Source organism: Leuconostoc litchii, from assembly GCF_008107645.1.
In the GTDB taxonomy this organism is placed as follows: domain Bacteria; phylum Bacillota; class Bacilli; order Lactobacillales; family Lactobacillaceae; genus Leuconostoc; species Leuconostoc litchii.
In genome coordinates, this window is record NZ_SDGY01000001.1 from 498,621 (window position 1) to 510,770 (window position 12,150).

At 32.1% G+C, this 12,150-nt stretch carries 16 protein-coding genes; 3 read left to right on the forward strand and 13 right to left on the reverse strand.

What is annotated here, in order from left to right:
- Nucleotides 1–78: 78 nt before the first annotated feature.
- The 6 genes from ESZ47_RS02605 to ESZ47_RS02630 all read right to left on the reverse strand — a co-directional run bounded on the left by ESZ47_RS02605 (nt 79) and on the right by ESZ47_RS02630 (nt 4,753).
- On the reverse strand, nt 79–1,419 hold the full coding sequence (locus ESZ47_RS02605; protein WP_148604469.1) for a dihydrolipoyl dehydrogenase family protein: 1,341 nt from the start codon (nt 1,417–1,419) through the stop codon (nt 79–81).
- A gap of 2 nt (nt 1,420–1,421) precedes the next feature.
- Entirely contained in the window at nt 1,422–1,880 is a 459-nt protein-coding gene (locus ESZ47_RS02610) for a MarR family winged helix-turn-helix transcriptional regulator (protein WP_148604471.1), read from the reverse strand.
- Between the two features lie 479 nt (nt 1,881–2,359).
- The gene (locus tag ESZ47_RS02615) at nt 2,360–2,749 is read right to left on the reverse strand and encodes a tautomerase family protein (protein ID WP_148604473.1); all 390 of its coding nucleotides are present in this window, start codon (nt 2,747–2,749) and stop codon (nt 2,360–2,362) included.
- A gap of 16 nt (nt 2,750–2,765) precedes the next feature.
- Nucleotides 2,766–3,590 carry a fumarylacetoacetate hydrolase family protein gene (locus tag ESZ47_RS02620; RefSeq protein WP_148604475.1) on the reverse strand — a complete coding sequence of 275 codons (825 nt, stop codon included), beginning with the start codon at nt 3,588–3,590 and terminating at the stop codon, nt 2,766–2,768.
- A 35-nt stretch (nt 3,591–3,625) separates the two neighbouring features.
- On the reverse strand, nt 3,626–3,991 hold the full coding sequence (locus ESZ47_RS02625) for a MarR family transcriptional regulator (protein WP_148604477.1): 366 nt from the start codon (nt 3,989–3,991) through the stop codon (nt 3,626–3,628).
- Nucleotides 3,992–4,186: 195 nt separating this feature from the next.
- Nucleotides 4,187–4,753, reverse strand: a complete 567-nt coding sequence (locus tag ESZ47_RS02630) for a TetR/AcrR family transcriptional regulator (protein ID WP_148604479.1) — start codon at nt 4,751–4,753, stop codon at nt 4,187–4,189.
- 129 nt (nt 4,754–4,882) lie between these two features.
- Between ESZ47_RS02630 and ESZ47_RS02635 the strand changes: the two genes are divergently transcribed.
- Nucleotides 4,883–5,905 carry a sugar phosphate isomerase/epimerase family protein gene (locus ESZ47_RS02635; protein ID WP_208797468.1) on the forward strand — a complete coding sequence of 341 codons (1,023 nt, stop codon included), beginning with the start codon at nt 4,883–4,885 and terminating at the stop codon, nt 5,903–5,905.
- A 117-nt stretch (nt 5,906–6,022) separates the two neighbouring features.
- Here the strand turns inward: ESZ47_RS02635 and ESZ47_RS09505 are convergent, their stop codons facing one another.
- Genes ESZ47_RS09505 through ESZ47_RS02645 form a run of 3 tightly spaced genes read right to left on the reverse strand, consistent with a single transcriptional unit; the run spans nt 6,023 to nt 7,712 of the window.
- Complete coding sequence (locus ESZ47_RS09505) at nt 6,023–6,718, reverse strand: B3/B4 domain-containing protein (RefSeq protein ID WP_244307548.1); 696 nt, start codon at nt 6,716–6,718, stop codon at nt 6,023–6,025.
- Between the two features lie 3 nt (nt 6,719–6,721).
- Complete coding sequence (locus ESZ47_RS09510; protein ID WP_244307549.1) at nt 6,722–7,243, reverse strand: GNAT family N-acetyltransferase; 522 nt, start codon at nt 7,241–7,243, stop codon at nt 6,722–6,724.
- 13 nt (nt 7,244–7,256) lie between these two features.
- Entirely contained in the window at nt 7,257–7,712 is a 456-nt protein-coding gene (locus tag ESZ47_RS02645) for a MarR family winged helix-turn-helix transcriptional regulator (protein ID WP_148604481.1), read from the reverse strand.
- A gap of 161 nt (nt 7,713–7,873) precedes the next feature.
- Between ESZ47_RS02645 and ESZ47_RS02650 the strand changes: the two genes are divergently transcribed.
- Nucleotides 7,874–9,100 (forward strand): MFS transporter, encoded by a 1,227-nt coding sequence (locus ESZ47_RS02650; RefSeq protein ID WP_148604482.1) that lies wholly within the window; start codon nt 7,874–7,876, stop codon nt 9,098–9,100.
- A 74-nt stretch (nt 9,101–9,174) separates the two neighbouring features.
- Here the strand turns inward: ESZ47_RS02650 and ESZ47_RS02655 are convergent, their stop codons facing one another.
- Together ESZ47_RS02655 and ESZ47_RS02660 are read right to left on the reverse strand one after the other, a co-directional pair.
- Nucleotides 9,175–9,714, reverse strand: a complete 540-nt coding sequence (locus ESZ47_RS02655) for a GNAT family N-acetyltransferase (protein ID WP_148604484.1) — start codon at nt 9,712–9,714, stop codon at nt 9,175–9,177.
- A 132-nt stretch (nt 9,715–9,846) separates the two neighbouring features.
- Complete coding sequence (locus tag ESZ47_RS02660) at nt 9,847–10,392, reverse strand: TetR/AcrR family transcriptional regulator (RefSeq protein ID WP_148604486.1); 546 nt, start codon at nt 10,390–10,392, stop codon at nt 9,847–9,849.
- 62 nt (nt 10,393–10,454) lie between these two features.
- Here ESZ47_RS02660 and ESZ47_RS02665 point away from each other — a divergent pair, with 62 nt between their 5' ends.
- On the forward strand, nt 10,455–11,036 hold the full coding sequence (locus ESZ47_RS02665; RefSeq protein WP_148604488.1) for an NAD(P)H-dependent oxidoreductase: 582 nt from the start codon (nt 10,455–10,457) through the stop codon (nt 11,034–11,036).
- 157 nt (nt 11,037–11,193) lie between these two features.
- Here the strand turns inward: ESZ47_RS02665 and ESZ47_RS02670 are convergent, their stop codons facing one another.
- Both ESZ47_RS02670 and ESZ47_RS02675 read right to left on the reverse strand, forming a co-directional pair.
- Entirely contained in the window at nt 11,194–11,577 is a 384-nt protein-coding gene (locus tag ESZ47_RS02670; protein ID WP_148604490.1) for a hypothetical protein, read from the reverse strand.
- A 56-nt stretch (nt 11,578–11,633) separates the two neighbouring features.
- On the reverse strand, nt 11,634–12,146 hold the full coding sequence (locus ESZ47_RS02675; protein ID WP_148604492.1) for a hypothetical protein: 513 nt from the start codon (nt 12,144–12,146) through the stop codon (nt 11,634–11,636).
- Nucleotides 12,147–12,150 lie beyond the last annotated feature (4 nt).

Genomic DNA, 12,150 nt, shown 5'->3' on the forward strand with positions numbered 1-12,150 from the left:
CTTAATGAATAACAAACGGACGGGACAGCATTAATACTGTCCCGTCCGTTTGTTATTATTTGGTGACAAAGCTCATTTTTAGGCTAAATAATTAGCAATCAGTGGTAGTACAATTCCTGAATGTGTTGGGAAAGCAAATATTTGTGACTTAATATCATTACTTGTGTACTTATGATTAATTATCGGTACCAATGCATTAATAACTTCTGGTGCAAAATCACCAATTAATGAAGCGCCCACAAGTTGTTTGTCTTTATTAACCACTATTTTAATTTTAGCGGTTACGTCGTTTAGCGTTTGAAAACGCATAAGTTTTCCATATGGTATTTCATGGACCTTCAAGTCATCATCTGTATTGGCCTCAGCAGCAGTCACACCTACTTGTGCCACACGAGGTAACGTAAAAGCAATAGTAGGTACTACTGGATAAGATATGGATTCTTTTGAGCCTAATAGTACACTAGCAATGTAATTGGACTCAAATGTTGCAGTCGGCGTTAGCCTAGCAATTGACTTAGAAATAACATCACCACTAGCATAAATATTGGTAATTGAAGTTTGTAAGTGATCATTTACTAAAACACCTTGATGATCATATTTAACATTAATTTCGTCTAATCCTAATGCTTCAATATTTGGTACACGACCAGTGGTATCCATAACATAATCGACAAGATATTTATCTCCCTGAACAGTATCCACTTGATACTGCTCATTTTCAAGACGTGTAACTTTAGAAACACTATGATTAAATGAAAAATGAATACCTTTTTGAGTCATATCATCAACTACTTCTTGCGCATACTTCATATCAAAACCTTTTAAGGCATGATCACCATATTCGATCAGTGTTACATCACTACCAGCTGCATGTGCAATAGATGCAAATTCCATTGCGATATAACCTGCACCAATAAATGCAATAGATTTTGGCATCTCAGGTAAATCTAAAAAGTCTGTGCTATTATGTAAAAATTCACTACCACTAATCGGTAATACGGCGGGTTGCTGACCCGTTGCGATAACAAATGTTTCGGCTGTGTAAATCTCTTCATTAACAGTAATGGAGTTACTATCACGGAATTTTGCATGACCTGCAATGATATCAATACCATCTACTGAGAGCATTTGTTCTAAACCTTTTGACAATGGATCAATAACTTCATGCTTATAGGCCATTAATTCTGGCCAAATAATATCCGGAGTATCATTTATACCAACGCCATGATAATGATGTAAGTGGTGAGTCATTTCTGCTGGGCCGTCTAACAGAATTTTGGCATTACAACCAAAGTTTGTACAAGTCCCGGCAATTTTATTTTCTTCCACCAAAGCTATTTTTCGACCTGCTCTAGATAATGTTTGTGCTCCATGCCATGCAGCATGACCACTACCAATAAAAATAACATCATAGTTCATTATTATTTACTCCTATTTTTATCTTCTATTAGTTTTTTCAATATCTTGTTTAGCTCTTGATTCTCTGAGATAATTGACTGCACTGAGCGCGTGCTTTTCTGCATTAAATTATCCCGAATAACATCAATATCAGACAATATTTTCTCAAATATTTTATGCTTTGAATCTGTTATTTTCAAAGATTTGACTCTTCTGTCAGAATCACTTGGCACCTTAACAATCCATAATTTTTTGACTAGTCGCTCAATAACAGGAGTCAAAGTATTGCTTGATAGTTCTAATTCATGCCCTATATCCATTAACTTCACAGATTCTTTTTTATAAATAATCAGCAGAGACATATATTGCAAATAAGATAAATCATACTTATCTAATACACTCCCGTATAAACGATGAAAATAGCGATTGGTGTTGTATATTGACAAACATAATTCATCATACAATTGTTCATTATTTTCCATGAAAGCTCCCCCTTTGTTATATTATATCGTGTACGATATAATATAACAAGTTTATTATTTTTAATAAAAAAACTAACTAAACCTATCAAGCGATAATAAGTTTAATTAGTTTACTAGATAAAAAAATAATTCAAAAACAATATATAGTGGCTTCTGTTGACAAAAAAGTAATAAGCCCTAAAGCTATTCAAAACGATTAAACATTGTATCAATAGCTTCAAATTCATCTTGCGTTAAATGAACATCTAATAATTTTGCATTGCTAACCACCTGTTCAGGTAATCTGGCACCAGGAATGGACCAAAATGCTCAAATTTATCAGCATCGTTGCTCGTATACTTACCAGTCAACAGTCCTGAAACCAATGAAATATTGTGCGCCTTTGATTTGGTTTAATGAAAAATTAGAAGCACCGATAGCTTTAATTTTTCTAGCAGCCTTTAGCTTAACAGACCTACACATTTCTTCTTTTCTTATTGTTAGAGACTACCATTTAAAAATTGTGCTTCCCCGTTACCGAAGCTCCAATCATCATCATTATTCGGAATTAAGCTAAAAACAACATCACTTTTCTGAATAGCCAGTTCTTTTTCTAGCCTTTCAGTTACCTTGTCGTAAAATAACTGTTTGTCTTTCGTAGATCTAGGACGGGTTACCAGATTAAAAATTGTTACATTCTGAGTACGTTTGATACCCAACCCTGTGTCTAAAATTTGCATTTCAACCGGTTCATGTTGTGTCAAAATTTGATAACGATCACCTTTAGGTGTGTGAAAAACTTCAAGTTGTGCTTCATATGCAATATTTAATAATTTCTCCAAGTAATCCTGATTATGTCCTTTGAGTACATCAATTCTCATCAGTGGCATGTTAATTCCTCCTCGTTTAACTAAAAGATAAGTTCAGTGATCCTAATTTGTCAATTCTGCTTATTAAGTGATCTCCTGATTGCAAAAATTCCTGTGGATTTTGTCCCATACCAACACCACCAGGAGTTCCAGTAAATATTAAATCTCCGGGATAAAGGGCTACTTTTTTTGAAAGGTAACTTACCAAGTCTAGGTCATTAAAAATTAAATGTTGCAAGGTACTTTTTTGTTTCGTAACACCGTTCACTTCAGTGGTCAATGTCAAATCGGCCAAATTTCCCAGTTGATCTTTGGTCGTCAACAAGGGTCCAATTGGTGAAAAATTAGCATACGATTTTGCTAAAGAAAACTGTGGATTATCATTAGCAAACTGTAATCTACGATCTGATAAATCTTGACCAATTATGTAGCCTACAATATGACTTTGTGCACTTTCCTTAGAAATATTACGACCACCTTCACCAATAACGACGACAAGCTCTGTTTCCCAATCAGTTTGACTAGTCTCTGGCAACAAAATCAAAGTGGTTGGATTGGCTATGGAACTTGGGAACTTAGTAAAAATATTAGGTTCACGGGGCAATTTAGTCTTTAATTCGTTGGAGTGGTCTCGATAATTAAATCCTACAGCAAATATTTGCCTAGGTGCTGTAATTGGGGCCTCAAGTTCACTTAACTGACTAAAATGTTCAACATTTCCTAAACTTAAATTACTTTTGTGCAATAATCCATCATGAACAATGATATCTTGTACAGATGTAAAATTTTTAATAAACTGAAATGTTTTATGATCAATATCTTTAATAAGTATTGGTTTATTTTGATACATGCCAAATTGCATAATTAATCACTCCTTTTAAGCAATACAAAACAAACTTAGTCTATATGATTTGCTTCATTTAAGCTATTGAGTAACATTGTTAATCCATTTTTTATAATATCTAGATTGTCTGTCTTGATATTAGATACTATCTTCTCCAAAGGTCTATCCAGCAATTGATTTTTGTTGTTATCATAGTAGTTTCTCACTGCTGGCATAACTCTTAAAAATTGCAACCTACGATCGTGGGCACAAGTCATTTTAATCAATATTTTTTTTGTTATCAATCGATCCACGACACCCGATATTGTGCTCTGACTAATCCCTAAATTTTGGGATAAAGTCGTAACTGTTGCCTTTTCATGCTCTAGGACATACATAATTACTTGTGCTTGTGGCAAAGTAATATCGTACTTAAGCAATTACTCTCGAGATTGTTTTTGAATTATTTTATGAATTTCAGCTATGGTATTACGAATAAAGCTAGTATCTGACAAGAGTCACTCCTTTCCGAATATCTTGTACAATAATACATCGTATAAGATGTATCTAACACGATATATTATGATACGTTTATCTCACAAAGTAAAGTCATAAGATCTACAATATTAAAAAAATCATTGATGATAATCACTTAGCGTTTTTGTAACTAAGTTTAACATCGTTTCCGCTTCTTTTTGTGGTGAGCGTTTACACCCCGATATGATCCAATGTTTTAAAACCCGTATCACGCCATACTGAACAAACAATGCAACGTCCATTTTTTCGTCTGTACTTATTTTTTCTGGTAATTTGCTAATAATCACTTCATCAAATATAGGCATTGCTTTTTTAACATTGCTCACTAAATCATAGTGTTCTTGTACCAATAAAACTCGAGCAAAAGCAACATTATCCTTAATATATTGCAAAGCATGTATTAAACATAAAGTGATATCTTTGTTTTCAGCCAACCCTTGTACTAATAATGACGAGGTATTTGTCACGTGCTCACGAACCATTTCATCTAGCACATCATATTGGTCGCTATAATGATTATAAAATGTTGAACGGTTAATATTAGCTATTTGTGACAATTCACGAATAGATATTTGATTAATTGTATGCGTTTGCAACAAAATAATCAAAGCATCATAAATCAATTTTTTTGTATTTTGTCTTCTTTTTTGATGGTAATTGGCCATTTTAAGATACCTTGTTTTTTTAACATTCAACACTTTTAAAAGAAATGTCGGTTGTAAAATTAATTGTTATTGATAATATTATAAAGGATACTTAACTGTAATAGAATTAAAGGGAAGAAAGAATTAATTATGAAAAAGCATCGAAAAAAAATATTGATAGCAATTAGCAGCATTTTGGCAATTATCTTATTAGCTGTTGTAGGTTTCAAGATAAAGGATACTATGCGTGTTAATACAATTATGAGTCAACACAAAATAAGTAAAACTACTATACGTGCTAAATCAAGTACAAATACAACAACTGCAGTTCAACAAATTATGATTGGATCAATTACAAATAACTACAGTCATGCCCTGTTAACTTTAAAAAATATTAAAGCTTCTGGATATGATGCCATTGAATTAAATGACTATATGATTCACAAACCCTCATTATTAGTTAAAATGATGACACAGTTTGCTGGGATGCCTGTTGGCAACGGTGGTAATTTAAACTGGCATAAACTCGTTAAAGAAAGCGGACTCTCTGTTATTAGCTTGCACAGCGATTTGGGTAGCCTCGAAAAAGATCCTGATGCTGTAATCAAGACCGCGAAAAGTTTTCATACTGACACTGTTGTAATTACAGGTATGTACAGATTTGATTATAGTAGTTTAAAAGATGTTAACCAACTATCAGAACGCCTTAATAAAGTTGGAAAAAAACTTGCAAAAAACAACATTCATCTTCTGTATCACAATCATAACAGTGAGCTCCAAAAAGTGACGACTAACAAAACCGCTTATGATGTCATTATTGAAAGAACAGATCCTAGATATGTTAATTTTGAATTTGATAGCTATTGGATGACAGACGGTGGTGCTAATGTACCAGCAATAATGAAAAAACTAGGCCACAGAATGAAACTTTGGCATATTACAGATCGTGGCCACACGAAAAAAGGTCCCTATATAACTCCTATTTTATCACAAGATTCTACAGAATTAGGGAATGGTAATATGGATCTTAACACCCTTTCTGACATAGCAAAGCAAAACGGTGTCAAAGGTGTTATTCTAGAAACGCACAAAAATTGGGTCGATGGTGATCCTATTAAGAGTATCCAAAAAAGTGCTACCTTCATGAATAAGCATTTCAAAGATAACCAATAACATGGTAGGATATTGTACTCTCAACGAAAAAATCCAGAGATTTATATTCTGGATTTTTTTAATTATTATATTTATTTCTTTGAGACCATATTAGTAAAGCTAACCAAATATGCCTTATCAATCATCATTTTTACTTAAAATACTTATCGTTCCCGCTACACCTAAGTTATCTTCTATTTTTCTTTTTAATTCTTGAATAGCTTCCAAAGAACGATTTCGTTGATCTGGCATAATACTCTCAATGACTAAAATAGCGTTCTTGGTTTTGTCCGTTAACATTGTCCTTTGAGCATCACGCCAATTGAGGGATCGACAAATAGCACCCTCTTCATCATAGTAAATAATTTCTTGCGTTAAGGCTGGATCATTCTCATTTGACCCCAAAGGATAAAACATTTCACCACCACTAGCTAATCCAAGATGCATAGTACCTTTAATGTTTTCTAAATCTTCACCACCACATGGTACACCATATGCTAAAGAAACACTATTATAAATATCAACTAATGGACTAATTGGTGCGAAATCTTTACCCTGAGAGACACGCTTTAGTAATGCTTCAATTGAAGAACGGGCACCTTTCTTTTTTTTAAATTTTGTAAATATACTGCGCCATTCAGCAATCACGTTATTATCCTTGAAATCTTCCTCTACTAGAAAATTGTGTGCTTTTTCAGCCGAGCTATTCAACAAATTTTGGTATTTTTCATTTTGTCCATTAGTATGATTATTAATATCTCTGACAACTAAAGTAAAAATTTGCGCCTCTGGGAAAATTTCCCAGAAATCTGAATCAACAATCAGTGGCTTCATCTTTTAATCTCCTAATCTTTTTTTCATCAATATATCTCGTTGTAGGTCACCACCCAAATCAAAAATATGTTCGCTAAAAGGTGTAAAGCCCTGCTTTTCATAAAAAGCAATCGCACCATTATTATTTTCCCAAACGCCTAGCCAAACATACTTTTTCCCGAGTCTATTGGCCTGTTCAAGTGCAAAATTAATTAAATGTTGTCCTAGACCTGAGCGATGAAATTCTGTTCTGATGTAAATACGCTCCACCTCTAGGCCATTCGATTCTTTTAATTCTGATTGAGCCTGCCCCACATTTATTTTTAGGTAACCTGCTAATTGGTTCTTATAATAAACTAACTGGAAAACAGTATCATTGTTACCAATTTCTTTTTGTAATTTTTGTTCATTGTAGGCAGATTGTAAGTAATTTTCTAAATCTGCTTTAGAATTATCTGAGCCAAATGTATCTGTAAACGTCTCTATACTGATTTGCCGTAACAGTTTAACATCCTCTGCTGTAACTTTTTTTAGTTTAATTGTCATTAGCTTATTCTCCTCAATAAATTCGTTTATGCCCTTTTTTTACTTCTGACCAATCGTTTACAACATTTTTTGTCATTTTAGCAAGCAATCTAGTCATTTTTATGATTTCATCTTGATTCAACCCTTCCAAAGCAACTTGGGTGGAATAATCACTTTCACGGTGTAAAATATCGTATAATCTACTACCTTCTTCGCTAACCCAAAGTAACTTATTTTTTTTGTTGTTTTCATCATCTCTTTTGATTACCAATTTTTTTTCAATTAAACGGCTAATTGCACGATTAGTAGTTGTTTTATCCACACAAAGTAGATTGGAGAGTTGCTTTTGGGTAATACCAGGATTTTCAAAAATACGGCTTATATATAAGTACTGTCCTTTTTCTAAAGCAATATCTTTGAACTCAATATTACTAATAGAATCTAGTGCCCGTGCGATTGTTCCAACATTTCGTAAAATTTCGTAATCCATAAAATCGCCCCCTTCTACTGAGCATATAGCAATTATAAATCACTTATAGTTGTAATTGCAACCATTTATCACTTTCACACATATTCAAATAATGTTACCTTGACATACTCTATACAATTCGCTAAAAATAATCTGTTAATCTTAAAGAACGAGGTATTTATATGTCAAAAGTAAGTGTCCCATTTTCACCAGCAGAAAAAGGCTGGATTCTATATGATTGGGCTAATTCCGGTTTTAGCCTAATAGTTGTAACAGCCGTGCTACCTTTGTGGCTTAACAGTGTCGGTCAGAATATTAATATGTCAACTACACAAACAACATCATTATGGTCGTATACTAATTCTCTTTCGACATTGGTCGTTGCATTCTGCTCTCCAATACTAGGTTCTCTAGCGGATTTTCGTGGCTGGAAGAAACCAGCTTGGATGTGGTCAACCATAATAGGAGCAATAACTACAATATTACTCGCTATGGTACCAAGTAACGGTTTTTGGATGTTATTGTTTTTATTCTTTATTGCAAATATTGGCTTTAGCGTTGCAAATATCTATTATGATTCTTTTTTGACAGATATAGCTGTTCCTCAACGCATGCCTACAGTATCAAGTTGGGGATTTGCTTTGGGTTATCTAGGCGGCGTAATACCGTTTGTCCTTTTTTATTTAATTCGCGGCTTAATGTCCACACATCAATCGATTATGTTTGCCTTCATTCTTTCAGGTTTGTGGTGGATTATTTTCTCTATTCCGATGTTATTAGCAGTTCATCAGAGTCATTCAATACCTGTACCAAGCCACCCAATCAAACAAGTCCTTAAACGTCTATTTAATACTATGAAACATCTGTCTAAGTATCCAAAAATTATTGGTTTTTTAGCAGCTTACTTTTTTTATATTGACGGTGTCAATACAATCATTACCGAAGCAAGTTTATTTGCAGTTTCTATTGGTATCCAAATGAATCAATTGTTAACAATACTTTTATTTGTACAATTGATTGCTTTTCCATCTTCTATTATTTTTGGTCGTTTGACAAAGTACTTTACTGAGCGCTTCATGATTCTTACTGGTATTATTATTTATTCGTTTATATGTCTGATGTCCCTTTTTATTACTAAAGCATGGCAATTCTGGTTAATGGCCTTACTAATTGGTTCAGCCCAAGGTGGTATTCAAGCATTAAGTCGCTCATACTTTGGCAAAATTATACCCAAAAAATATTCAGGTGAATTTTTTGGATTTTACAATATTTTTGGGAAATTTTCTGCAGTTCTTGGCCCATTAGTATTTGGTAATGTTGCCGTTATTACTGGTAGTGTGCAAACTGGTTCAGGATCACTATTAATTTTTTTCGTAATAGGCGGCTGGTTATTCATTAAATACGCATGATGTTATGTATGCCTTTTAAAAAGTTGATCATGATTAAGAAAATAAAAATTAAATAAAAGCAATATCCTTAGTGCTTAGGATTCAGATAAATTAGAGAACAAAATAAAAGAATTAGGTTTACTATCATCACCAATAGTTTTTTGCATCCAACAATTATTCAACCATCGACCAAATTTAAAACCAACATTTTTAAAAAGACCAACTTGGCTAAAGCCTCTGCGTTCGTGAAAAGTAATACTAGTAGTGTTCTCCTCTGTTATAGATGCCATTATATTTACAATATTTTGCTGTTTCAAAATACTTTCAAGTCGGCTGTATAATGCATTGCCAATTCCTTTACCTGTAATTTCTGAAGATAAGTAAATACTAATTTCTGCAGACCATTGAAAAGCTGTTCTTTCGTTTAGGGGATGGGCATATGCATAGCCAATAATCGACCCATTTTCTTCGACGACTATATAAGGGTGTGTTTTTAGTATCAATTGAATACGTTTTTTAAAAGTATCTAAACTAGGTATCTCACATTCAAAAGTGGCTGTTGAATTTTGAATATAGTAAGCATAAATGGTTAGCAATTGTTCCGCATCTTGTAACGTTGCAGTACGTATGTTCATGAAAATATTCCCCTAATAGTTTTATTTTCTAAGATATCATATTTATTGATTAAAAAAACTAGTGGTGTTAGGAAACCTATCTTAATAATATTCTGATTATCAACATAAAAGTTTTAATTCTTATTTTCTTAATCATTTTTGTGTATCGTTAGCAACTAATTCAATTGGCGAAAGTTTTCTTGTTTTATAAAAAATATCAGTTATTTCCGCAACACTTCTAGGATTTTGTTCAAAAATCCAAAGTTTAATAATTGAAATTGTAGAATTCAGTAATAGTGTTTCTGCATATCTTTGAGGAATAGTGTTGTTAAATTCATTATGACGTTGAACAAAAGCATCAATTGATTCTTCAAACTTTTTTAAAAAGACTTCATCCAAACATACTATTTTAAAAGACTGCATATGATTAGCTATATAGTTAAATATTTTAGGCATACCTTTACCTAAACCACAAGCCACCAAATCTGAATCCAATAATTTATCAAAATTATTCAGGAGATTTTGTTCAATAGAAAGAATAAAATCGTTGAAATCATCATAATTCAAATAAAAAGTACCTCGATTTAAGTTTGCTTTTTTAGTAAGCTCTGAAACAGATACTTTATCTAATCGTTTGCTTTTGATTAGTTCTGCTAAAGCAGAAATTAGTTTATCGCTTGTCTTCTCTTTTATTGTCATAAATCAACACCATCTATTTTTTTGTTCATTGTGATATTACATTTTTAATATATATTATAACTATGAAAATATTAATAATATATACTTACCCTCATCATGACAGCCTAAACGGATCAATTTTGAGTGTTATTCTGAAAAATTTGAATAATAATTATGATATAAAAGTTATTGATTTATATAAAGACAAATTTAATCCTGTGCTATATTTTGATAAACAGAACAAGCGTCGAGAACTATTTTTGGCTAATGAAACTAAAAAATATAGAGAAGCTATTTCTTGGAGTGACCACTTGATTTTTATTTTTCCCATATGGTGGAGTAGCATGCCAGCAATTTTAAAAGGATTTATAGACAAAATATTTGTACAACAATTTGCTTATGCTTATCAAAAAAATAAAATAATGCCAAACAAGCTATTACGCGGTCGTACAGCTAGTATTATAGTGACACACGATACACCATGGTTTTTGGCCAAATATATACAAAAGGATTATGGGAAAGTATTGAAAAGACAAATACTCGAAAATATGTGTGGAATTAAGGTAACACATTTTATATCATTTTCAAATACTCGAAAAAGTAGTTTAAAACAACGTAGCGTATTTTTAAATAAAATTAGCCTATTCGCAAGAAACATTAAATAATTAATTCATGACAAATTATCAGTATCATTGCAGTTAATAGAACGTATGTAAATTAATTAAATGGCCCCCACATTTATGTTAAATAGTGGGAGCCATTAAATATCGTATTTCTATAAACAAAATCACATTGTTTTGCAATCTAGCTATTTTTTATTGTTCACCAAACGGTTGAGGTCTTTTTACTCAAGAGTAAATTTTCATCACGTTCACCCTCAAATATCAATTTAATTTTACCGTTAGAATGATTGATTAAGTTAATCCAGATTGCTGTTGTTTCAGTAATATTACCTTTTTTTTCTCTAGATTTTGAATCAGGTTTTCCATGCTCATGAACGATATTCAAGTACATACTGACCTGATTGCTGGTATATGGTTTATTGGAATCCAAACTTTCTCCAGCAATTAGTTCTTTATAATCTTTTTCTGTCCATGCTTTAGATTTTTTTTGGACATTTTCATTTATTTTTGAATCTTTGATAAAATAAGTTATTCCGAAACACAAAACTAACAGTACCAAAAACATTGATGCTACTTTTTTCATTTATCATGTACTCCTACTATCAAATTCAAAAAATATCGTCGTTCGTTACAATTTTTTTATTGAATATTTTTTGGATCGGCATTTTTACCATGTTTTTCAATGAAGTCAGAAACTGTATTAAAATAAAACCAATGTTCTTGCACGAAAGAATCAAAAGTTAATTCTAAATCATTCTTATCATTTTCAATGTTGAGATTAACAAAAGTATACGATGTACCAAAAGAACTTTTAGCGTTCATTTTATCTGTATAGCTTAAATTTTTATAATTGGTTATCCACGTTTCAAAATCATCTAAGGTCCATACAGTAAAAAAAACATTGGATGAATTTGTGCCGTTCATCATGTCATTACCATATGGAACAGAAAACACATGGCGAACGTCCTGTGAATGTTGTACGTCGTTATTAGATTTATCTGTGTTTATGCTAGTTGAAAAAGTTGTACTAACTGACCAATTTTTAGACTGTTTATTTTCTTGAAATGATACAAAATGATATATAAGCATTAAAGCCAATACTGATAATAGTATTATTTCAAAAATCAAGATAATATTTATTTTTCTCTTCATAATT